Below are 22105 nucleotides of genomic sequence, written 5' to 3' on the forward strand. Positions count from 1 at the left end.
CACCTCCTCATGGGACAGCACCAACTGTCAGTTGTATCGAAAGAATTATTTTTTCTCATCTTTTTTCGTCTGAGAGGTTTTCTTTTTCGCTTCAGATTCTTTCTCTTTTTTCTCTTGATCGGCTTTTGACTGCTCTTTTTGTTCAGCTGTTTCATCTGTTTGGCTTGCGCCCGAGGAGTCGTTGGTGCTTGTCTCCGTTGTTTCTTTTTCTTCATATTTCGCCATTTCCTTAATAATCGGGTCTAGCTGTTTTTGTTTTTCTTCTGCAGTAAGACTGTCATCGTTTTGAATGTCATTGCGGTAGGCGACGAGTGCCGTGAATATGTACCGGTCGTCTCCTAGTACACGTGCAATATCAAGTGCTTCCTTGCTATTGCCTTGTCCAATATGAATCCAGAAAAGGAAATATTGCGGATCAGTCTGTAATGTGTATGTATCTGTGATTTCTTTTTTATGCTGATCGAGTAACAGGTTGCCTTGATTCGTTTGTACATACGAAATGGCCAGTTCATATTGAAGAGAGACCGGCATTTGATTGGCTGAATATTTTTCTAACGTATCCACCACTTGGCTGTACTGTTTGTTGAGATAATATTTGTTTGCCTCGACATACGCTTCTTGTTTCGGCATCGCAAAAAAGAAGGTGTAAATGGTGTACACCAATGCCGGGATTAATAGGACAAGCAGACCTAGTCCGATATATCGTTCGATCTTCCATTTCTTTTTCGGAAGGGTTAATAGCGTTTTCTCTTTCGTTTCAATCGCTTCGATTTTTTGCTGAGTGAGGGCAGACAATTCTTCCAGCGACTGCGTTTCAACGATTTCTTTTGCCAGTTCAGATAATTTCAGCGTCTCACTGTATGCCACATATTCCTGAAACTGATATTCATGGTCCACCACTCGAAGAATGACGGCTTTGACTTCTTTTAATAAACGATGGTCATCCGTTTCATATGGCGGGATGCTTTCTTTGACCCCGTAATGCAAAAATGCAGGAGCTAAGCCTTGATGAAAAACAATGTTTTCAGGAGAAACAATAGGATGCAGCCGCTTCACGTCGTGTTTGCAAACTGCATCGACAAGCTGGTATGAAAAAATCCATTTGCTTTTTTCATCCTTTGCATGGATGAAACGAAATTCCTGATAGGCAGGAGGCGGTTGAATAGAAATGATGACCTCATCTTCAGTTAATTGAATCTCTTTTTTGAATGAAGGATTGATGTCTTTGATCGGTGCCGCTTCTAAACCGTCTAAGAGTTTAATTGTCTCTCTTTGAAAAATGAAGCTGTAGGTGCCACCCTCTTTTTTCATAACTGCTTCTAATTGTTCTTCTAAATAGGAACTCTTTTTATCTGCCATTTACAAAAGTCCTTTCATAGTATTTCCAGCCTGTCTCCTGTGGTGATTCCACAGTCTGACAGCTTATATTCGCCTGAAAACACAGCTTTCTTATTGACTACTCGCACCCAGCCGCCTTCTCGCTTAGGAAGTGAGATTTGTTTTGCCTGCCAGGCGATATGGATGACTTGTTTAATATGTAAATAATTTGATAGTCTCAAATCAAACACACTGCCATCATAATTTTTTAAGTCGATGGTAATATCGATATACACAAATTTCCACCTCACAAAATAGAAAGAGCGCCGGCATCCATTGACACACTCGGCGCTTTTTCTGCTTTTCACACTTAGAAAGGAAATCCCTTTGATTAGCCGCGGATTTGGCTTGCGATGTCTTGGTCAGTGCTTTCAAGTGTATTTGCCGTTTGATCAAGCTGATTGCTGACATCTGTTAGTAGATCAGACATTTTGATGAATGAAGGCTTTAACTGCTCGTATTGATCAGCAAATGCTTCACTAGAAGCACCTTCCCACATTCCTTTTAAATCAGAGATCATTCTATTTAGACGATCAACTTGGTTTAACACTTCTTGACTTTCAACACCATATTGCTTAGCGGTCGCTCTTAGTTCTTCTGGGGTTACGCGAATAATTCCTGACATATTCCTCATTACCTCCCGTGCATAGCCGCCATATAATGGGCTAATCCACTTATTTTTTGACGTTATTATTATAAAAACAGAAATGATACACAGTCAAACAAATCTGTTTTTATTTTACAAAATGAGTCTATAGAATTACTGTTTTTTCGCTTTTTATCTAGTATTTAACATTTTTTTGGTCATATATTCTTAATAAGTGTAGACACACTTCACTGAATCTTTCCGCCTATTGATTTTTTACTACGTTATTATTGTACTATTTCTTTTTCGCCTTCATTCAGCATCGATGTGCTTGCTTCTCTGGGCTTTCTCTTTTTTTAAATTTATGGCATTTTGTTATTGATTTACGTACCTCTTTCTCTTCATAATGTAAGTACGTGAAATATTCGAAAAAGCAGGGGTTTTTATGACAAAAAAGACAGATCCATTCAAGTATAGTCTTGATCGTTTAGAGGATGTGGCAGACCAAATTAGTGATGTGCTCAATTGCCCTATTACTATAGAAGATACGCATCATCGATTGTTGGCCTATAGCACTCATAATGATTTTACTGATCCCGCCAGAACTTCAACCATTATCTCCCGCCGTGTACCGGAAAAAGTCATTAATCGGCTTTGGAAGGACGGTATCATTCCTACACTCCTTAAAACAGACGAACCGCTTCGTGTCCCTCAAATTGCAGAGGTGGGTTTATCTAGCAGGGTTGCCATTTCAATCTGGAAGGACAAAGAAGTACTCGGTTTTATCTGGGCGATTGAGTCCACACAGCCTTTTTCAGAAGAAGAAATGGACCTTCTGAAGATGGCAGCACATGCTGTTAAAAACAAATTACTTAACTTACAAATTCGCAAAACGAAAACAGAAGAACGCAATCAGGAGCTTTTCTGGAAGATGCTCACAGGTCATATTCATGAAAAGGATGAGATGCTAGACCTATTTTTAAGACTTGGCATCAGATGTCCAGACACGTATGCCATCATCATCTTCCGCCTTCGTGACGAACTCACAGAAGACACAGAAAAAAAGATATCTTACCTGCTTGAAACAACGCAGCAAGTCCAAGTGCTGTTAACAACTGTTGATTTTCACGAATTCATTATTCTTGTCTCACCCAAAACGGAACACCCGCTGCACGATATTAAACAATTCACAAGCGGCATGCTGCAGCAGCTGTCTGACCGGTATCATATCCATCACGTTCAAGCAGCGATTGGTGGAATTTACGATAACATCTCTTATATTCAGCCTTCCTATAAAGAAGCACTGGCTGTATTAAAAACAAAAGAGCGCTTTCCTGTTGAAACCGAACGTTTACACAGTTTTTCTGAACTTGGTATTTATCAATATTTAGATGTCCTCGCTGAAAAACGAAGGGGCTCATCTTACTCCAGTTATTCTTTATCAAAGCTGGAAGATTACGACCTGAGGCATCATTCCAACCTAGTCGAAACCCTTGAACGATTTATTGACTGTGACAGCAATGCCAATATTGCCGCAAAGCAATTAAACATCCACATCAATACATTGAATTACAGATTAAAACGTATTACAGACATTGCAGAAATAGATTTAAAAAACATGAATGAGAAAATGACCATATACCTTGATATGAAGCTAAAAAACGTCCATTTGTGAAATTTCACAAAGAGGCGTTTTTTTATTTTTTATTTCAACCGAAGCATTTTTTAAACATTCAGGATACACTAGACATACAATATGAATAGATAAGCATGGGAGGAATAAACATGATCATCGGCATTCCGAAAGAGATTAAGAACAATGAAAACCGAGTGGCATTAACACCAGGAGCAGCTTCTCAATTACTTTCAGCTGGACATCAGATTTTAATTGAAACAAACGCTGGTTTTGGAAGCGGATTCACTGATGACGATTATGTATCTGTTGGTGCAGAAATTCTTGATCAAGCGAAAGATGTGTGGGCATCTTCTGATATGATCATGAAGGTAAAAGAACCATTACCTGAGGAATATTCATATTTCAGAGAAGGACTCATCTTATTTACGTACCTGCATCTTGCCGCAGAGCCCTCCTTGGCTGAAGCTTTAAAACAAAAAGGCGTCACAGCTATTGCTTATGAAACAGTAACGGACGGAACATCACTCCCTCTCTTAACACCTATGTCTGAAGTGGCGGGCAGAATGTCCGCTCAAATCGGTGCACAATTTTTAGAAAAGCCAAAAGGCGGTAAAGGCATCTTGCTCGCAGGCGTACCAGGGGTATCAAGAGGGAAAGTCACAATTATAGGCGGCGGTGTTGTTGGAACAAACGCAGCGAAAATGGCGATTGGGCTTGGCGCAGATGTCACTCTTATTGACGTAAACGCAGAACGCTTGCGTCAGCTGGACGATCAATTTGGTCATCAAATGAAAACGTTAATGTCTAACCCAGTAAACATTGCTGATTCAGTCAGTGAGGCAGACCTTCTCATTTGTGCGGTGCTGATCCCAGGTGCCAAAGCACCAACGCTTGTGACGGAAGAAATGGTGAAGCAAATGAAGCCTGGTTCCGTCATAGTAGACGTAGCGATTGACCAAGGCGGCATTGTCGAAACAATAGATCATATCACAACACATGATCAGCCTACTTATGAAAAACACGGTATTTTACATTATGCAGTTGCCAATATGCCTGGAGCAGTTCCACGGACATCAACTGTTGCTTTAACGAATGTCACCGTTCCCTACGCACTGCAAATTGCTAATAAAAGCGCTGCAAAAGCCATTCAAGAAAACAAGGCCATCGCAGAAGGTGTCAATGTCATGAACGGACATATCACATATGAAGCCGTCGCTCGTGATCTCGGCTATGATTATGTGCCTGTTCATCAAGCGATCGATGCGTCTTCTATGACAGAGGCTTAATACAGACCCGCCCTTTTCATGGGTGGGTTTTTTGTTAACCAATAATAAAAACAGGTTGACAAATACTTCTCATCCCCTTAATCTATTTGTACAGATAAGACAGGGGGAAACATCATGCAACAGAAAACAAGAACCGCTGATTTTGTGCTAGTCGGAATGTTTGCTGCACTCATGGCTATTGGAGCCAATATCACATCCATTGTGCCGTTTTTGCAGGTCGGCGGAATTCCACTTACAATGCAGCCGTTTTTTTGTGTACTTGCTGGTCTCTTGCTCGGCAGACGGCTTGGCGCATTGGCTATGATTGTATATGCCTTAGTTGGAATTGCTGGTGCACCTGTATTCGCACAGTTCTCAGCGGGCTTTGGGGTTATTTTAGGCAAAAGCGGTGGTTTTGTATTATCGTATATTCCTGCTGCCTGGCTAGCTGGATTCATTTTAGAAAAAAGAAAAAATCCTGGCTTTGACCGCTTTTTGCTTGCAGCTATTGCAGGTACGACCGTCATGTATGTGATCGGAACGACTTATACGTACCTCGCATTAAATGTGTGGCTGAATGCACCCATTTCCTATCAAACCACATGGTTCTTTATGATCTGGTTTATGGTGAAAGACTACGCATTGACCATATTACTTGCGATGCTGGCACCTAAAATTTATCGCTCTGTATCAAAAGCCACATCCTTTCGAAAACAACAAGCTGCGTCATAAGTGCAGACATCATCTTCAAGTGGATCATAGAAAAAAGAGCCTGTCTTCATTCAAGCTCTTTTTTTATCATTACTCAGCGTATTGATCTATGATTTCTTCTAGCATTCCTTCAAGCGCTTCTACATCTTCAAGATCTGATTGACTGAAGCGGTAGCGTACAAGCTGTTCTCCGTCATTATACATTTCCTCCAGCCACCCTCGCAGGCCTCTTGCTCTGCGGTCGACTTCGAAAATAACGTCTAATCCATTCTCATCTATCAGAAAAATCAGCTCTAACTCATCAAGCATATAGCGATAGTAGTCTGATGTCGGAATAAACTCAAATTCTTGAACAAATGGCAGACGACGCTGGAAGTAAGGTGCTTGTTCACAGTCCGCTTCGTTCAAGTGGAAGCCTAGATTTCTAGTGGCTTCCAGTATATTTTTCACCCAAGGATGTGCTTCAACAAAAATACGGTCATAGTCAGATTTATCGATTCCGCCTTGAATATCAAGGTCTGTCACCACTGCAATTTCTACTTTTCCGATTGTCATCGGGGTATCAATAGGAAGAATAAATGAAAACGGAAATTCATGCTTTTCGCCAGGCTGGATGATGAAAGAATCCGTCACCCGTAAAGAATAGATGTTCACATATTTTCTACGCTCTTCATCATCTTGCACAATCACATATTGCGTTTGAATCTTGACATCGATATAGCGGATGTCCTGAGAGATTTTCCCGCCCTTTGCATGGACAGTTCCCCTTACCTCTTGTCCTGGATAATAAGCGTTTTTCTCCAAAATGGTATCTACTTTCGCTGCACCAATCCCAGCACTTGCCGCTAGCTTTTTAAAAAATGACATCTCTCATCTTCCCCTTTTCATTTTTATCAGCATATATACGTAAGAAAGAGGAAGAAAGATTCATTTAATTCATACTTTTGTCCTAATTATTTTTTCACCTTTGAACAGCAAAAAAATGGAGAAAACATCACAAAAAAGCTTATAGAAAAAACAACGTTTTTCTACAAGCTTTTTATGTTAAAGAATAATTGCCGCAATCCAGCCGAACAGGACAAGCGGTACATTATAAAATACGAATGTTGGAACACAAGTACCCCAAATGTGGTGATGCTGTCCATCCATATTCAATCCAGATGTCGGTCCAAGCGTACTGTCACTTGCAGGAGAACCTGCATCCCCAACAGCCGCAGCTGAACCGATAATTGCAATTGTCGCCATTGGGCTAAACCCTAGGTGTAAACAAAGTGGAACAAAGATGGTCGTAATAATTGGAATCGTTGCAAATGATGATCCGATCCCCATTGTAACAAGCAGACCCACAAGCAGCATTAAAATTGCCGCGAGGCTCTGGCTGTTGCCGATAAATTGTGAAGATGCTTTAACAAGCGTTTCAATGTCTCCTGTTTTGGTTAAAACGTTGGCAAATCCAGCCGCAACAAGCATGACAAAACCGATAAATGCCATCATATTCATTCCAGATGTAATCAGTTGATCTGCTTCATCGCGTTTCATCATTCCGGTCACAAACAAGACAAGCAGTCCTGCAAGTGCACCGAAGATCATACCTTCCACGCCAAGGCTTTGAGACAGATAAAGCTGGACAATCAATGACACGAGGATGGCAAGACCAGCAAAGAATAGACTTTTTTTCGTATACGCTGATTTCTCTACATCTGTAATGTCGCGATCCTCATATACTTTTGGCTTACGATACACGAAAAGGGAGACGATCAATCCTAGCACCATCCCCCCAACAGGGATCAGCATTGCATATGGAATATCTGCTAAATTCACAGCTAGACCTGCATCCTTCATATTATCACGGAGCATTCCGTGGAAAATCTGTCCAAAACCGACTGGAAGTAAAATATATGGTGCAGTGAGTCCGAAGGTCATGACACACGCTAGCAGTCTGCGGTCAATTTGAAGCTCGTTAAACACTTTTAATAATGGCGGAATTAAGACCGGAATAAAGGCAATGTGAACAGGAACGACGTTTTGTGAAAAACAAGATACGATCAAAATCACAAGAATGATCAGTACTTTTGATAATGTTTTTCTTCTTGAGTCGCCTTCTTTTCCTAGAAGCTTCACTGCTCCTTCAACCATGGCATCTGGAAGACCCGTTTTTGTCAGCGCCGCAGCAAATGCCCCTAAAAGTGCATAGCTAATGGCAACTGTCGCATTTCCTCCGAGCCCGTCAGTAAAGGCTTCCACTGTTCCTCCCAGGCCTAACCCACCTGCAAGTCCGCCAGCTAAAGCACCGAGTGCCAGCGCAATCACGACATTGACCCGCAGCAAGCTTAATATCAACATTAAAATAACCGCTAAAACAACTGCATTCATGGTGAAACCCCCGAAATCCTTTAGTTTACTAATGTAGTAGATAATTAAAGTACCAACGTATGTTACCATAGAAAATTTTCTTCGTCAAACGGCGTATGTCCTACATAAAAAAAGCTCCGCCATTTGGCAGAGCCTGATCCTTTATTTCTTTCCTTCAAATCGTTCCACAAATGTGGCCAATGACCGTACCATCACACCTGTCGCCCCTGTTGGCCCAAAGCATGAAGGCTTTTCTGTTGTTGCTGTTCCTGCAATATCTAAGTGAACCCAAGGCGTATCCTCAGCGAATTCACCAATGAATGCTCCTGCCATGATCGCATGACCATCGCGGCCTGGTGAGTTATTGAGATCCGCCATTTTGCTGTTTCGTACGCGCTTTTTATCTTTTTCAGTGATTGGCAGCTGCCAAATCATTTCACCGCATTCTTCTGATGCCTCTTTAAACTGAGCATATAGTTCATCGTTATTCGTCATGACGCCTGTTGTCTCATTTCCAAGTGCCACAATGACCCCGCCTGTTAATGTGGCCACGTCTACAAGGACAGAGGCACCGTGCTGCTTCGCATATGTCACCCCATCTGCTAAAACAAGACGGCCTTCTGCATCCGTATTCAGCACTTCGATTGTTTTACCGCTAAGTGACACAATGACGTCATCCGGTTTCATGGCGTCAGCCGAGATCATATTGTCTGTCGAGGCAATGACAGCAATGACATTTTGCTCTGGGCGCAGTTCACCAATGATTTCCATGGCGCCTAAAACAGAGGCAGAGCCGCCCATATCTGTTTTCATCCCAACCATACTGGCTCTTGGCTTTAAAGAATAGCCACCAGTATCATACGTGATACCTTTACCGACAAGCCCGATGACGTCTGCCCATTCTTCCTTGCCTTGATATTTCAGAACGATCAGCTTTGGTGGTTCTGTTGAGCCTCTATTGACAGCTAGAATCCCGCCCATGCCGAGCTCTTCCATCTGTTCTTTATCTAAAATTTCAATCTCAAATTCGTATTTATACGCAAGCTCTGCCGCGTACGAAGCCAGATCAGAGGATGTGAGCATGTTCGGCGGCATATTCACAAGGGTACGGGCCGAATTGACGGACTGTCCGTAGACCTCGCCCACTTTCAGACTTGCCTGAATTTCAGCTGTATCATGATCCGTCGTTGCATAAACAAACTCGATGAAGCGATCCGGTTCATTTGTTTTATGTTTAAAATCTTGTAATTCATATGTAGCTAAAAGGCAGCTTTCAGAAAGGGCATGGGCTGCATCTTGGGCAGGCAGATCCTTTCCAATAAACGTATCCAGCAAGACCGAAACCGCTTGCTTTTTATCTTGATGGAGCTTTTTAAATAAATGGGCAAACCCTTCTTTTGCCTCTTCAAACGTGTAATCTGATTCCTTCCCAAGTCCGACAAAATAAATGCGTTTGATGCCTGTCTCAGGGGATGGGAAAAACTTCGAGAGCTGATTTCGTTTAGATGAAATATCGCCTTCTTTTAATAATTCAGTGATTCTTCCTTCAAGTAATTCATCCATTTCTTTTGCTTTTCCTGATAATTGGCTCTTTTGAAAAAGTCCGATCACCAGTGTATCTTTATGCTGCAATTCATTTGTCGAGAAAAACATATTTATCACACGCTCCTTCAATGAACTCCATTTTTCACATTGGAACTTCTATTATATCAAAATTTACGTGCCTATACGATCATTGCCAGTCTGTCTTTACTTGATGAACATTTATATTTTCACACGCGGAAGGGCATCATGAAAAAAGCGATGAAAACTTGAGCAGCCCGCCTGCATTCTCCTCGTTCCACATCTACTTTCTTTAATGTTATAATTGAACATGGACTTGGCAGCATTTGATACTGCTATCATTTTTTCATCTTACTAGGGTACACAGTCCATCATATCGCACCATATTTTTTCTTACAGAGAGGATGTTTCTTGTTCATGAGCGTACTGATGAATTTTCCGCTGCTTGCCAGCCTTGCAGCCATCTTTTTTGCTCAATTTGTAAAAGTACCGATTCAATTTATCATTTCTAGACGACTAGATTGGTCGCTCATTACAAGCACAGGCGGAATGCCAAGTTCACACTCCGCAGCCGTAACAGCACTCTCAACAGCAGTGGCTTTAGAGCACGGGCTAGATACATCTATCTTTGCCATTTCCGCCATCTTTGCCATTATTACCATGTTCGATGCGACAGGTGTGCGCAGGCAGGCAGGAGAACAGGCGACTGTACTTAACAAGTTGGTGACAGATTTTAACCGATTTGTTTCTGAAGCAAAGAATTTCCCGAGTGCGGAAGAAAAAGAAAAGCAAAAGAAATTAAAAGAGCTTCTTGGTCATAAGCCGATTGAAGTCTTCTTTGGCGGCTTAACAGGGATCTTACTGACACTCATCTTAGATTATTACTTCATGTAGAAGCGAAAAAAGCTTTGGACCTCAAACTTGTCCAAAGCTTTTTTATTCTTTATTGGCTTGAAACTGCTGACGGAACACTTGCATTGATTCTGCTTCATTGAGCTGGTTTAAGTCTTTTTCCGTTAACGTCCCTTCGCCCTTTTTGATGATATACACATCAAGCACTTTTTTACCCCATTCTCTATACACATCATCTACGGTTTCATAGTATAAATCAAGCTTATGACCTTTAATGGCTTTTCCCGTATCTGCGACCACTCCGTAGCCATAGTTTGGGATAAACAGCACGGTTCCAATCGGAAAGACTGATGGGTCTGCTGCCACAGTTGAATATAAGTCACGTTTCACTTTGACGCCTGAATATGTAATGCCATATGCATGGTGTTCCTTCGTTTTACCTGTTGATTCCACACCTGCTGTATAACCTGTGGCGACAACCTTTTGCTTCGGGTAATCGTTCCAATTAAACGCTTCTTCGAGAGAAACAGCCCGCAAGTCATCACTTTTGAGTGCCATCGTTTCCCTTTTTTGCTGTTGGAAAAAAGAAGATACTTGCTTGCCAGGATCAGTCTCTTTCACCCAGACAGCTAAATCACTTGGTTCAACTCCAGATATGCCCGTAAAGCTTGTCAAGAGAGCAAGCATGAAAAGGGCTGTCATGAACAATCGTTTCATCCATGTTTTCATCTTTATTTGTCACTCCTCTACCCATCTATTTGTTTCCAAACAAAATGGAAACTATGCAAAGGAGAAACAAAAAAACCCACTTGCATGTCTACAAGTGAGTTAAAACATTTGATACCCTCTTTTTCGAAGTGCATTGATGACAAAACCTGATGCAATTGCACCAATCAGACCGCTTAACAAGATAATGATATCTGCCGCAGCGAGAGAGACAATGCGTTCTCCTATCCCTGAAAAAGCAATGCCCGGTTCTCTGACATAAGCGATCATCTTTTGATTATTGATAATGAAAAGGCATACAATTGGATATAAAATAGCCATAATCCATGACATTCTCAGCAGCATATTGAGCAAAAAGCCAATGCCGAAGAATAACACGAAAAATAAAATAACTGAAATGATAACGACTGGTAAACTGATCACTTCATCTCCACCCCCAAATATCCCATCATTAGTTTAACTTGGAAATAGAGATGAAGTCAATCAATGGAAAAAGCAGATGGATTAAAGCTTCTTTCCTGTCCCTTTACATTCCTCACATGTTTCAGATCCGCCGAGCAATAGCTGAAAATACCCTTTCCCCGAACAATATTGACAGGTGGATTTTTTTTCTTTTGTTTGTGCATTCATATTGCTCACTCCCTTAATCTAAATTTTCTGATAATTCATCATAACATACTTTGTTGCCGATGACCAAGTAAGAAAATATGCCATACGTCATAAAAAAAACGTGTATCACGAGGATACACGTTTTTGTCTATTAAGGTTTAGAAGAACTTGAATTTTCCTTTTTTCAGAACAAGTCCTGGGCCGCCAACCATGAATAAAGAACGGTTGTCGATGATTTTCTTCATTGCAGAAGCTTTTGTTCCTTGAAGTTTTTTACCAAACGCAACACCTACAGCGTCGTGTTCACCAAGAGAAGCAACTGTTCCTTTGATGTCTGGCTTAAAGCTTTCAAGAGAACCACCTTTAACTAGTGCTGCAAGGTTTTTCGCTACTGTTTCACCTTGCTGCATCGCGATTTGTGCAGTTGGTGGGTATGGACGGTTGATTTCTTCATTGATGATCAATGAACAGTCACCGATGATGAATACATCATCATTTTCTGGTACACGAAGATCTGGAGACACTTTTACGCGGCCGCGCATGTTTTCAAATCCAGCTTCTTCAACGATTGGGTTACCGCGTACACCAGCAGCCCAAACAACAGTTTCAGCTTTGATTTCTTCTGTATCATCGTCTTTTCCAACAATGATGCCTTCAGGCGTACATTCTTTGATCGCTGTACCAATTTTGAACTCAACACCTTTACCTTGAAGGTAGTTCATTGCATAGTCGATCAATTCAGGATCGAATCCTGGAAGAGCTGTTGGTGCAGCTTCTACACAGATGATACGTACGTCTTTTTGATCAATATCATACTCTTTGCAAAGCTCAGGCACACGGTTTCCAAGCTCACCAAGGAACTCAATACCTGTGAAGCCTGCACCGCCGACAACGATTGTCAAGCGCTCTGGACGTTTTTCAGCTTCCGTATTATACGTCGCAAATTGAAGCTCAATGTGCTCACGAAGCTGACGAGCAGAGTTGATATTAGAGATTGAGAATGCATATTCTTTCAGTCCTGCAATACCAAATGTTTCAGGAACAGCACCAAGTGCAACAACAAGGTAGTCGTAAGAAAGTTCGCCATCTGATGTCACAACTTTCTTTGCTTCCTTATTAATGCTTTCAACTGTTGCTTGTACAAAGTTGACACGGGAACTGTTAATCACATCTTTGATTTGATAACGACAGCGGTCATGATGAAGTGTACCTGCGCTTGCTTCATGTAACCATGTTGTTTCGTAATGATAATTATGCTTGTTCACAAGAGTAATGTCCGCATCATTTGTGCCAAGCTGTTTTGTTAATCTTGTTACAGTCATTAATCCGCCATAACCTGCACCTAATACAACGATTTTCGGTTTATTCACTGGAATCACATCCACCTTTTTTAAATTTGCTGTAAAACGGATAAAGAATTACATATTGCTATTCTCAACCGCTTTCCGGCATTTTATGAAATTTAAACAAAAAAATAAGTATGTGAAAATCTGAACTTTCACCTACATAAAACGAAAGCATTTGACCGTATCCGACAAAAATTCATAAAAAATTAATATTTAGTTCCCTTAACAATAATAGCGAGTTCTGCTCCAATTTTCAAGGCTTTAAACTGAAAATCCTTATGATAAACGGTCTTTCTCGCTTTTTCCTCTTTTTCAAAGCTTCGGCATCAAAAAACGACAAGTTTTTCAAAACAAGTCAAACGACGATATGTGGTATGATATGATATAGTGATAACAATTTTCATTTGGGAGGATTAAAGGAATGCAAGAAGATTCTAAGGTATATGACATTACCGTTATCGGGGGCGGCCCAGTTGGATTGTTTACTGCGTTTTACGGAGGCATGAGACAGGCAAGTGTGAAAATCATTGAAAGCCTTCCTCAGCTCGGCGGTCAACTATCCGCTCTTTACCCTGAAAAATACATTTATGATGTGGCTGGTTTTCCAAAAATCCGCGCACAAGAATTAGTTGATAACTTAAAGGAACAAATGGATAAATTTGATCAAACCATTTGCTTAGAGCAAGCAGTTGAAACAGTTGAAAAACAGGCAGATGGTATCTTTAAACTTGTGACAAATCAAGAGATTCATTACTCTAAAACGATCATCATCACAGCTGGTAACGGTGCATTCCAACCGAGAAAGCTTGAGCTAGGTGCAGCAGAATCATTTGAAGGAAGCAACCTGCATTACTTCATTAATGATCTGAACCAATTTGCTGGCAGACGTGTGGCCGTTCTTGGCGGCGGAGACTCTGCAGTAGACTGGGCACTAATGCTTGAACCTATCGCAAAAGAAGTATCCATTATTCACCGCCGTGATAAATTCCGCGCCCATGAGCACAGTGTAGAAAACCTGCACAACTCGAAAGTCAATGTAGTGACACCATTTGTGCCAACTGAGCTCATTGGTGAAGACCGCATTGAACAGATTGTGCTCGAAGAAGTCAAAGGCGACAAAAAACAAGTGCTTGATGTAGACGACGTGATCGTCAACTTCGGTTTTGTTTCCTCCCTTGGACCAATTAAGCAATGGGGTCTTGAAATCGAAAAGAACTCGATCGTCGTGAAATCCACAATGGAAACAAACATTGAAGGCTTCTATGCGGCAGGAGACATCTGTACGTATGAAGGAAAGGTCAAATTGATTGCAAGCGGATTTGGTGAAGCACCAACGGCTGTCAACAATGCGAAAGCCTACATGGACCCGAAAGCCCGTGTACAGCCTCTTCATTCCACAAGCTTATTTGAAAACAAATAAAAGCGGATCAAAAAAAGGAGTTCCCACTAGCGGAACTCCTTTTTCGTTTATTTAAAAACCCCAATATAGGCATTCGCCATTCCAAGTACCATTGCAGCAAGCAGCACCACAACAATCCCTGCCACAACCAAAATCACCCGATCCTTCACACGTTCCTTTTTCGGAAGCGGCTTCTCAATCCCGCAAGCTGGACACGTTTTGGAACGATACGGAATCAGTTCATGACAGTTCCTGCAATTGATTTGTTCAGTCAAACCTCAGCAACCTCTTTTCTACCTACAGTTTATGTTTGGTTCTCATGATACTCTTTTCAAGTGGAAATAGCCAGTTGTGAGAGCAAGCTGTAACAAAATTGAGCGATTTATAAATTGTTGAAGAGATAATGGCATCAATGAAGGTTTCATCTGATCAACCGATATAGGAAATAAAGAAGATCATATGAAGGATAGGTAGAAGGATGTTAAAGCGTTTATTGATCAGTTTGAGCTTATTACTGATGATTAGTGGCTCAGTAGAACTGTTTGCAAAAGACTATAACAAACATTATGCTCAGTTCGCAGCAGGATTGAATATTGATGTTGATCAACTAGGACCTTTTTTAAAGCATGTGCCCACTTCAATTTTAGATTCTGGTTTGAGTGATGAAGAAATCAAACAGATACTCTCCAAAGTTCAAAAAATGAATAAAAACAATGAAACGAAAAAAATGGGCACTTTTGAAGTGATGTACCATGAAAAACTCGCAAATATTAAAATTGTGATTGAAGTCCATTTGGAAGATGGCAATAAAGTGTTTAGCACCCAAGAGTTGGTGGATGTCCTGGATAAAGAACTGTTGAAAATAGAAGAAGCAGTATGAGAAAGAAACACTGAATGAGTGTCTTTTTTTGGTTGATTTTCCTCATCAAAAAAGCCTCCTCGATCGTGTTGTTTACAAAAACAAACGAACAAGAAGGCTTATCTTAATCCATGATCAGTTGTTAACACTCTTCCGGCGTACCGGTATTCGTCGCTGTTCGGAAAGAAGAACCGCATCCGCATGAAGCAATCGCATTCGGATTGTCGATGGTGAAACCGCCGCCCATTAGTGATTGTTTGAAATCAATGATGGTGCCGTTCATGATATCAAGACTTTCGGAGTCGACAAGGACCTGGATGCCTTGCTGTTCGAACTGCGTGTCTTTCTCTGAAACTTCATGGTCAAAGCCCATGCCGTATGAAAGACCGCTGCAGCCGCCGCCTTTTACGCCCACTCGTAGGAACGCATTTTCTTCTTCATGTTCTTTCATCATATCTTTAATCTGCAGTGCAGCAGCTTCTGTAATGGTTACTGGTGTACTCATGATCATCCCTCCTTTTGACTGGATGTTTCTTTTCAATTATAAACGTGATGGTGCCTTTTCTCAAATAAATGGTTTACAGATAAAATGTGCCGTCACAAATCGTTTCAGCAGGACCTGTCATGAGCACATGGTCGTTGTCTTTCCAGCGAATGATGAGATCTCCGCCTGCTAAGTGAACCGTCATGTCCGTTTCTTTTTTCGCCTGTCCATTCACAATCGTGGATACAGCCGCAGCGCAAGCTCCCGTTCCGCAGGCTTGAGTAATACCAGACCCTCTTTCCCACACACGAAAATGCAGTTCTGTTTCACTGACCACTTCTACAAATTCTACATTGACGCCTTCTGGGAACATGTCGTGTTTTTCGATGATTGGCCCAATTGTATCAAGCGGTGCCTTTTCAATGTCCTCTAAATAAAAAACGATGTGCGGATTTCCCATTGAAACAGCCGTTCCATTTAAGGTTGTCGTGCCAAAATCAAGCGTTTCATTAATCGTTGTGCTGGCTGGTTCACCAAGCATCGGCATCGCTTCTTTTTCAAAACGAGGTTTTCCCATATCTACTGTCACTAAATGAACGTAATCATCTTGTACATGAACGGTAGCTTCAACAAGTCCTGACAATGTCTCAATCTGGAACGTTGTGTCTGTTACGATTTGATGCTCATACACATACTTTGCGACGCAGCGCAGACCGTTGCCGCAGTTTTTACCCTCTGATCCATCATTGTTGAAAATGCGCATTTTCACAGGTGCAACATCTGATGGGCAAATAAGGATCATTCCGTCTGAACCGATTCCTGTATAAACAGAAGAAACGCGGATCGCTATCTCTGATAGCTGCTCTTCTGGAAGCTGTTCCTTCATCTGATTGACGTATATATAATTATTTCCTAATCCGTGCATTTTCGTGAATTGAAATGATGTCATGAGCTTCCTCCAAAAATGTTGTTTGTTTATAGTATAAAAGGAGTCGATTCAGGAGACAATCTTATCATCCCCCGTTTTTCATACATAGAAGCTCTTTGCTGCCATGGCAAAGGGCTTTTATTATGCATATGCCTCTTTTTCTCTCGTGTGATGCTTCATTTTGATGATATTTTATTAGCATAACATATTGGATGCGCTTTCTATGCATTCTCCTTAAAAATGGAAGCTTGAAGTAAGAAAAAAATGCACCTCATGACCCATGTGGTGCATTTAAAACATCTCATTTTCCTCTATAAAAGCATAAATACGCTCGACTAGCTGCTCTGCATTTTCTCCTGAAACAAATTCTCCATTCACAAGTGCAAATGGGGAGTCCATACATTTGCCGCAATAGCTTAAACAGCCGTATTCCATAACGTCTAGGTTTGGGTCTTTATCAAGCTTCTCTTTTGCTTCTTGAGACCCTTGTGCAAGATTACTTACACAAAATTCGATCAGTGGGAACACTGTGCTTCACCTCACATTGCCTTTCCATCCTACCGAAATTCCTTCTATTAGTCAAAACATGAGCTTCATCTGTATCGTTACGCCTATTCCTCGTAAAATGTTTTACTATTTAGGACTAACTAATGAATATGTAGGTTATTTTGAAACAATTATTGTGGTTTCACAGTAAATTCGATATAATTTTATTTGGTATTTTAACTTAAAGTTTTTTAGTATAAGTGTTTTTCAATGTCTACGGGGAAAAGGAGAATCGTCATGAAAAATTTAGTCTTGATCGGCGGAGGTTACGGGAATATGCGGGTTCTCCACCGCTTATTGCCAAATCAATTACCTGATGATGTTACTATCACATTAGTTGATCGAAATCCTTACCACTGTTTAAAAACAGAATATTATGCACTCGCTGCTGGAACAATCTCTGATCATCACATCCGAGTATCTTTTCCAGAGCATCCGAAGCTGGATATTCAATATGGGGAAGTAGAAAAAATTGATATTGAAAACAAACAGATCTTATTCAGCGACCGTGAACCCATTCCTTATGACGACACGGTGATTGGACTCGGCTGTGAGGACAAGTATCATAATGTCCCTGGTGCGAAAGAACATACATACAGTATTCAAACCATTGATCAGTCAAGACATACGTATAACAAATTAAACAATTTGGGTGCAGGTGCAACGGTTGGTATCGTCGGTGCTGGACTTAGCGGGGTAGAGCTAGCCAGTGAATTAAGAGAAAGCCGTGCTGATTTAAACATTATTCTTTTTGACCGCGGAGAGCTGATTCTATCAAGCTTCCCAAAAAGATTAAGTTTATATGTGCAAAAGTGGTTTGAAGAAAATGACGTAAAGATCATTAACTGTGCCAATATTACGAAGGTTGAAGAAGGTGTTGTTTACAACCATGAAGACGCCATTGAAGCAGAGGTCATCGTATGGACAGCAGGCATTCAGCCAAGCAAAGTGGTGCGGGAGATGGATGTTGAAAAAGACGCACAAGGCCGCGTCGTATTAACACCTCATCACAATCTCCCTGGAAATGAGCATGTCTATGTCGTGGGTGATTGCGCAAGCTTGCCGCATGCCCCAAGTGCACAGCTTGCCGAGGCGCAGGCAGAACAAATTGTCCAATCTCTGCAAAAACGCTGGAAAAACGAGCCGCTTCCTGAGGCTTATCCTCAGTTTAAGCTAAAAGGTGTCTTAGGATCTTTAGGGAAAAAAGCCGGCTTTGGCTTAGTAGCAGATCGTCCACTTATTGGCCGTGTACCAAGACTTCTAAAATCCGGACTCCTTTGGATGTACAAGCATCACAATGGCTAACATCATGTGAATTTTTTCTCAAAGCTCCTTCATGACGAGGGAGCTTTTTTTCTATGAAACGGCATGTGCCGATGAACGGGTCAATTTGATCGGAGCAAGGGCAAGGATGCAGTCTTTACGAAAGGTTCTCATCGTTTTCTTCGATAAACAATACGCTTGGATGAGCTGGTCTGTTTGACGGTGGACAATGATTTTACGCTTCGTGCACTCTCCGTTTTTCTTCATATAAATCATCTCAATTGGTATTTGCTGATGAAGAGATTGTTTCAGTAAATAATTCATAATGCTCACGCTCCTTTCATTTGATTATAATCGAACAAACGTTCTTTTTCAACCTAAAAAGGAACGCTTGTTCTGTTTGTTTTCTCAAAAAAAGAACAGTTTATTCACTGCTCTCCTTGTATCCGTATTTCTCCATTTCTTGATAAATGTCTTTTAATTTTGGATTGCCCTCTCCAACAATTTGATTCTCCACTAAGACAAGCGGATAAAAGAATTCATCATCAAGAATTCGTTCAGACAATTCTTTTTGGCGTTCGTTTTCTGGCGGGTGCTCAATATCAATATATGTGATGCGAAACGGCTGATTCGGATATTTTCGTTTTAACGCTGCATCTAACCACTCAAATGTGTCTTTTGAAGAAGGCAGATTCACGCAGCTAGCGCACAGTACATCTCTTCCATATACATAAAGATCAACGGTTTTGTTCATTTGACAAGCCCCCTATTCTTTCTTTATTTTAGCTGAATTTTCTGTATGAAAAAAGTCAAAATCACTTTTTGTTTCAAGATGAGATTGTGCTATAATGAGAAGGAAACTTTGAAACCAATCAATAGATTTTTATCGTCCAGATGAATATAATGGTGATATGTTGTGAAAGGAGCGATTATATCTAATGACTGAAGTCGAAATGAAAGACCAAGTACAGGAAGTACTGGACAAACTTCGTCCATTTCTATTACGTGATGGTGGAGACTGTGAGCTTGTAGACATTGAAGATGGCATTGTGAAATTACGTCTTCTTGGTGCATGCGGCAGCTGCCCAAGTTCAACCATTACATTGAAAGCCGGTATTGAGCGCGCATTATTAGAAGAAGTGCCTGGCGTTGTAGAAGTTGAACAGGTTTTCTAATTCATATATGACATGAAAACGACCCGAATTCGGGTCGTTTTTTTCATTATTAGCCTTTTGTCAGCGTGATATGAAAACCCTTGAATTCTAGGAAGGACGAGTACTGGCGCGGAGCGAATTGATATTCGTGAGCACCGGCACGCAGGACTGACACGGAATGCGAGGGTTTGTCATCACGCTGAAGCGACCCGAATTGGATCGTTTTTTATTAGCTTAACTTCTCTCTAAACCAGTCCTTCATAAAGGTCAGTCTTTGAATACGCTGCCCCGGATGGCCGCTTCTGGATAAATCATGAGATGCCTTCGGGAATTTGACGAGCCTTGTGTCTTTCCCAAGCTCCTTCAGTGCTACAAAAAGATGTTCTGCTTGATCAACTGGGCAGCGATAGTCTTCATCGCTGTGCAAGATGAGAAGCGGCGTCTTCACCTGCTTCACATACTTTAGCGGCGAACGATCCCATAGCTTATCGGCCGAATCATAAATATCCCCATCAATCTGCCACCTTGTAAAGTAATAACCGATGTCACTAATGCCATAGAAGCTAATCCAGTTTGAAATGGACCGCTGTGTGACGGCTGCGCGAAAGCGGTCGGTTTGCCCGACAATCCAGTTTGTCATAAAACCTCCATAGCTGCCGCCTGTCACTCCGAGCCTCGTTTCATCAAGGAAATCATAGGCTTTCAGCACATGATCAACAGCCTGCATGACATCCTCATAATCAACATCACCATAGCTTCCTCTCACACGGTCGCTAAACATCTGTCCATATCCATGACTGCCATGAGGATTGATATACACGATGGCATAGCCTTCAGCGGCGAGCATTTGAAATTCATGAAAATACGTATAACCATACATCGCATGCGGTCCACCATGAATCTCTAAAATGAGCGGATAAGTCTTTCCTTCTTCCATTTGGGAAGGTTTCATAAACCAGCCATGCACCTCATCGCCTTCTTTTGACTGAAACGAAAATGGCTCTGGTACCGATAGGACATGCTCCTTAAGAAAGGTGTCATGCTCGAACGTGATTTGCTTTAGATCCGCCTCCCCTAATGTCAGCTCATACAGCTCACTTGGTGAAACGTGCGTAAGCCGGCTGAGCAGCAATTTGGATTCATCTGGATGAAGGCTGAAGTTTGTAATATGTTCTGCCTCTAATCGAACTGGATAGGCTAAGCCTTCAACGGAGAAATAATAAATCCCTGTACTGCCTTGATCAGAAACAAGCGCATAAAACCCCTGGCTATCCTTTGTCCACTGCGAAAGCTGATTGGCTTCGCCCATGACGCTATCTCCTGCCATACAGTTGCCCACATACATATCGAGCATTTCTGACAGCTGAACTACTTTTTCTTCCTTCAGATCATACAGCCATAATGCTGGGAAGGTAGCATTTTGAAATTCACGCTCATGCCCGATATACACGAGGCTCTCTCCATTTGGAGAAAAAGACACGGTGGAATAAGCGCCAGCTGATTGTGTGATTTTCTTTGTCGTACCGTCCTCTAATGACAGGAGGCACACGTCACTTATGTAAGGTATCTGAGGATTTGATTGAATATAGGCAAGCCATTTCCCGCACGGAGAGACCGTGTGATTCACATGATGATGCTGCCCGCTCGTGACAGCCTCTATCTCTCCTGAATGGGTATCCACTTGAATGATCTGCGTAAAACGTCCATCTAAAAAACCTCTGCCATCTGCTTTATAGGTCAAATCATCATATACCGCAGGAGCGAAATCATCTCGCTCTTCCTTTTTTTCATCATGAACAGATTCTGATTGTTTCAGTGACACAGCCGCATAAATGAAAGCTCCATCTGGTGAAAAGACAGGATGAGATACCCCGTATGGAATCGCCGTTAAGGTGCGAACGCCGCCTCCCTGACTCTGAATCAGTGCCAGCTGAGGAACTTCCTTTGGCTTTTGCAAAATAAAAGCAAGCTGCCTGCTGTCTTTTGACCATACTGGCTGATGATGCTTTCCATCCTCAAATGTCCATTGTGACAGCTCCTCTGTCTCTTCATCTCGAACCCATAAATGGATGTTGTAATCATCTTTTTTCTCATTCACCGTGACTTTTGTAAAAACCGCCTTTTTTCCATCTGGTGAATAAACCGGATGAGAAACAGAAACAATCTTCGTTAAATCTTCTGCCGTCATCAATTTCTTCATGAATGTATCTCCCCCTTTTACGCATAAAAAATAGTTCGATCCTCTAAATAATAATCCCTGCTTCATCCTATAAAAACAAGGATAAAAAAAGAACGTGCATTTTTTACAGCACGTTCTCAGATTATTGAAAAAGGGCTAAAATGATCTTTATTTTAGCTCTTTTTCTTCTTTTCAGCGTGATAGAAAACCTTTGCAGTCTAGGAAGGACGAGTACTCGCACGGAGCGAATTTGACATTCGTGAGCACCAG

Annotated in this window: 24 protein-coding genes and 1 pseudogene; 8 read left to right on the forward strand and 17 right to left on the reverse strand. The window is 41.5% G+C overall.

Annotated features, from left to right (window positions below; all coding sequences use genetic code 11):
* Positions 1–45: 45 nt before the first annotated feature.
* The 3 genes from essB to MHH26_RS13240 all read right to left on the reverse strand — a co-directional run bounded on the left by essB (position 46) and on the right by MHH26_RS13240 (position 2002).
* A complete protein-coding gene (essB, locus tag MHH26_RS13230) occupies positions 46–1359 on the reverse strand; it encodes a type VII secretion protein EssB (protein WP_340973646.1) in 1314 nt (437 codons plus the stop codon).
* 14 nt (positions 1360–1373) lie between these two features.
* Positions 1374–1613 carry an EsaB/YukD family protein gene (locus tag MHH26_RS13235; RefSeq protein ID WP_003213579.1) on the reverse strand — a complete coding sequence of 80 codons (240 nt, stop codon included), beginning with the start codon at positions 1611–1613 and terminating at the stop codon, positions 1374–1376.
* 95 nt (positions 1614–1708) lie between these two features.
* Positions 1709–2002, reverse strand: coding sequence for a WXG100 family type VII secretion target (locus tag MHH26_RS13240; RefSeq protein ID WP_003213769.1), 294 nt, complete (start codon positions 2000–2002; stop codon positions 1709–1711).
* A 406-nt stretch (positions 2003–2408) separates the two neighbouring features.
* On the opposite strand from MHH26_RS13240, the gene MHH26_RS13245 reads away from it, so the two are divergent.
* From MHH26_RS13245 to MHH26_RS13255, 3 genes are all read left to right on the forward strand, one after another.
* Entirely contained in the window at positions 2409–3638 is a 1230-nt protein-coding gene (locus MHH26_RS13245) for a PucR family transcriptional regulator (RefSeq protein WP_340973648.1), read from the forward strand.
* A 110-nt stretch (positions 3639–3748) separates the two neighbouring features.
* Complete coding sequence (gene ald / locus MHH26_RS13250) at positions 3749–4885, forward strand: alanine dehydrogenase (protein ID WP_034659850.1); 1137 nt, start codon at positions 3749–3751, stop codon at positions 4883–4885.
* Positions 4886–4999: 114 nt separating this feature from the next.
* The gene (locus tag MHH26_RS13255; protein ID WP_340973649.1) at positions 5000–5596 is read left to right on the forward strand and encodes a biotin transporter BioY; all 597 of its coding nucleotides are present in this window, start codon (positions 5000–5002) and stop codon (positions 5594–5596) included.
* Positions 5597–5665: 69 nt separating this feature from the next.
* On the opposite strand, the gene MHH26_RS13260 is transcribed toward MHH26_RS13255, so the two are convergent.
* From MHH26_RS13260 to MHH26_RS13270, 3 genes are all read right to left on the reverse strand, one after another.
* Positions 5666–6442, reverse strand: a complete 777-nt coding sequence (locus tag MHH26_RS13260; RefSeq protein WP_034659852.1) for a sporulation protein — start codon at positions 6440–6442, stop codon at positions 5666–5668.
* 177 nt (positions 6443–6619) lie between these two features.
* A complete protein-coding gene (locus MHH26_RS13265) occupies positions 6620–7948 on the reverse strand; it encodes a Na+/H+ antiporter family protein (protein ID WP_307500185.1) in 1329 nt (442 codons plus the stop codon).
* Positions 7949–8089: 141 nt separating this feature from the next.
* On the reverse strand, positions 8090–9580 hold the full coding sequence (locus MHH26_RS13270) for a leucyl aminopeptidase (RefSeq protein ID WP_340973652.1): 1491 nt from the start codon (positions 9578–9580) through the stop codon (positions 8090–8092).
* Between the two features lie 327 nt (positions 9581–9907).
* Here MHH26_RS13270 and MHH26_RS13275 point away from each other — a divergent pair, with 327 nt between their 5' ends.
* On the forward strand, positions 9908–10384 hold the full coding sequence (locus tag MHH26_RS13275) for a divergent PAP2 family protein (RefSeq protein ID WP_034659857.1): 477 nt from the start codon (positions 9908–9910) through the stop codon (positions 10382–10384).
* Positions 10385–10426: 42 nt separating this feature from the next.
* Here the strand turns inward: MHH26_RS13275 and MHH26_RS13280 are convergent, their stop codons facing one another.
* The 4 genes from MHH26_RS13280 to MHH26_RS13295 form a co-directional block, all read right to left on the reverse strand.
* Positions 10427–11071: a 3D domain-containing protein gene (locus tag MHH26_RS13280; RefSeq protein WP_106036546.1), complete on the reverse strand. Its 645-nt coding sequence runs from the start codon at positions 11069–11071 to the stop codon at positions 10427–10429.
* Positions 11072–11170: 99 nt separating this feature from the next.
* A complete protein-coding gene (locus MHH26_RS13285) occupies positions 11171–11491 on the reverse strand; it encodes a YuiB family protein (protein ID WP_034659859.1) in 321 nt (106 codons plus the stop codon).
* A gap of 81 nt (positions 11492–11572) precedes the next feature.
* The gene (locus MHH26_RS13290) at positions 11573–11698 is read right to left on the reverse strand and encodes a YuiA family protein (RefSeq protein WP_159049984.1); all 126 of its coding nucleotides are present in this window, start codon (positions 11696–11698) and stop codon (positions 11573–11575) included.
* A 137-nt stretch (positions 11699–11835) separates the two neighbouring features.
* On the reverse strand, positions 11836–13053 hold the full coding sequence (locus MHH26_RS13295; RefSeq protein WP_161937191.1) for an NAD(P)/FAD-dependent oxidoreductase: 1218 nt from the start codon (positions 13051–13053) through the stop codon (positions 11836–11838).
* 391 nt (positions 13054–13444) lie between these two features.
* On the opposite strand from MHH26_RS13295, the gene yumC reads away from it, so the two are divergent.
* Positions 13445–14443, forward strand: coding sequence for a ferredoxin--NADP reductase 2 (yumC, locus tag MHH26_RS13300; protein ID WP_034659862.1), 999 nt, complete (start codon positions 13445–13447; stop codon positions 14441–14443).
* A gap of 47 nt (positions 14444–14490) precedes the next feature.
* On the opposite strand, the gene MHH26_RS13305 is transcribed toward yumC, so the two are convergent.
* Positions 14491–14697 (reverse strand): hypothetical protein, encoded by a 207-nt coding sequence (locus tag MHH26_RS13305; RefSeq protein ID WP_340973655.1) that lies wholly within the window; start codon positions 14695–14697, stop codon positions 14491–14493.
* A 203-nt stretch (positions 14698–14900) separates the two neighbouring features.
* Between MHH26_RS13305 and MHH26_RS13310 the strand changes: the two genes are divergently transcribed.
* Positions 14901–15302, forward strand: coding sequence for a hypothetical protein (locus MHH26_RS13310; protein ID WP_340973657.1), 402 nt, complete (start codon positions 14901–14903; stop codon positions 15300–15302).
* Positions 15303–15423: 121 nt separating this feature from the next.
* Here MHH26_RS13310 and erpA read toward each other — a convergent pair whose 3' ends face one another.
* The 3 genes from erpA to MHH26_RS13325 form a co-directional block, all read right to left on the reverse strand.
* Entirely contained in the window at positions 15424–15786 is a 363-nt protein-coding gene (gene erpA / locus MHH26_RS13315; RefSeq protein WP_012011138.1) for an iron-sulfur cluster insertion protein ErpA, read from the reverse strand.
* A 73-nt stretch (positions 15787–15859) separates the two neighbouring features.
* Complete coding sequence (gene dapF / locus MHH26_RS13320) at positions 15860–16714, reverse strand: diaminopimelate epimerase (protein ID WP_187704127.1); 855 nt, start codon at positions 16712–16714, stop codon at positions 15860–15862.
* Between the two features lie 270 nt (positions 16715–16984).
* Complete coding sequence (locus tag MHH26_RS13325; RefSeq protein WP_003213414.1) at positions 16985–17221, reverse strand: YuzB family protein; 237 nt, start codon at positions 17219–17221, stop codon at positions 16985–16987.
* Positions 17222–17476: 255 nt separating this feature from the next.
* Here MHH26_RS13325 and MHH26_RS13330 point away from each other — a divergent pair, with 255 nt between their 5' ends.
* Entirely contained in the window at positions 17477–18544 is a 1068-nt protein-coding gene (locus MHH26_RS13330) for an NAD(P)/FAD-dependent oxidoreductase (protein ID WP_340973659.1), read from the forward strand.
* Between the two features lie 51 nt (positions 18545–18595).
* Here the strand turns inward: MHH26_RS13330 and MHH26_RS13335 are convergent, their stop codons facing one another.
* Together MHH26_RS13335 and MHH26_RS13340 are read right to left on the reverse strand one after the other, a co-directional pair.
* A complete protein-coding gene (locus MHH26_RS13335) occupies positions 18596–18826 on the reverse strand; it encodes a hypothetical protein (RefSeq protein ID WP_058013767.1) in 231 nt (76 codons plus the stop codon).
* Between the two features lie 100 nt (positions 18827–18926).
* Positions 18927–19256 carry a YuzD family protein gene (locus MHH26_RS13340; protein WP_334750418.1) on the reverse strand — a complete coding sequence of 110 codons (330 nt, stop codon included), beginning with the start codon at positions 19254–19256 and terminating at the stop codon, positions 18927–18929.
* A gap of 121 nt (positions 19257–19377) precedes the next feature.
* Between MHH26_RS13340 and MHH26_RS13345 the strand changes: the two are divergent.
* A pseudogene (locus MHH26_RS13345) lies at positions 19378–19677 on the forward strand (NifU family protein).
* 208 nt (positions 19678–19885) lie between these two features.
* Here MHH26_RS13345 and MHH26_RS13350 read toward each other — a convergent pair.
* Positions 19886–21856 (reverse strand): alpha/beta hydrolase family protein, encoded by a 1971-nt coding sequence (locus MHH26_RS13350; RefSeq protein WP_340973660.1) that lies wholly within the window; start codon positions 21854–21856, stop codon positions 19886–19888.
* Positions 21857–22105: the final 249 nt, after the last annotated feature.

Source organism: Bacillus sp. FSL K6-2839 (assembly GCF_038003365.1).
Taxonomy (GTDB): Bacteria; Bacillota; Bacilli; order Bacillales; family Bacillaceae; genus Bacillus.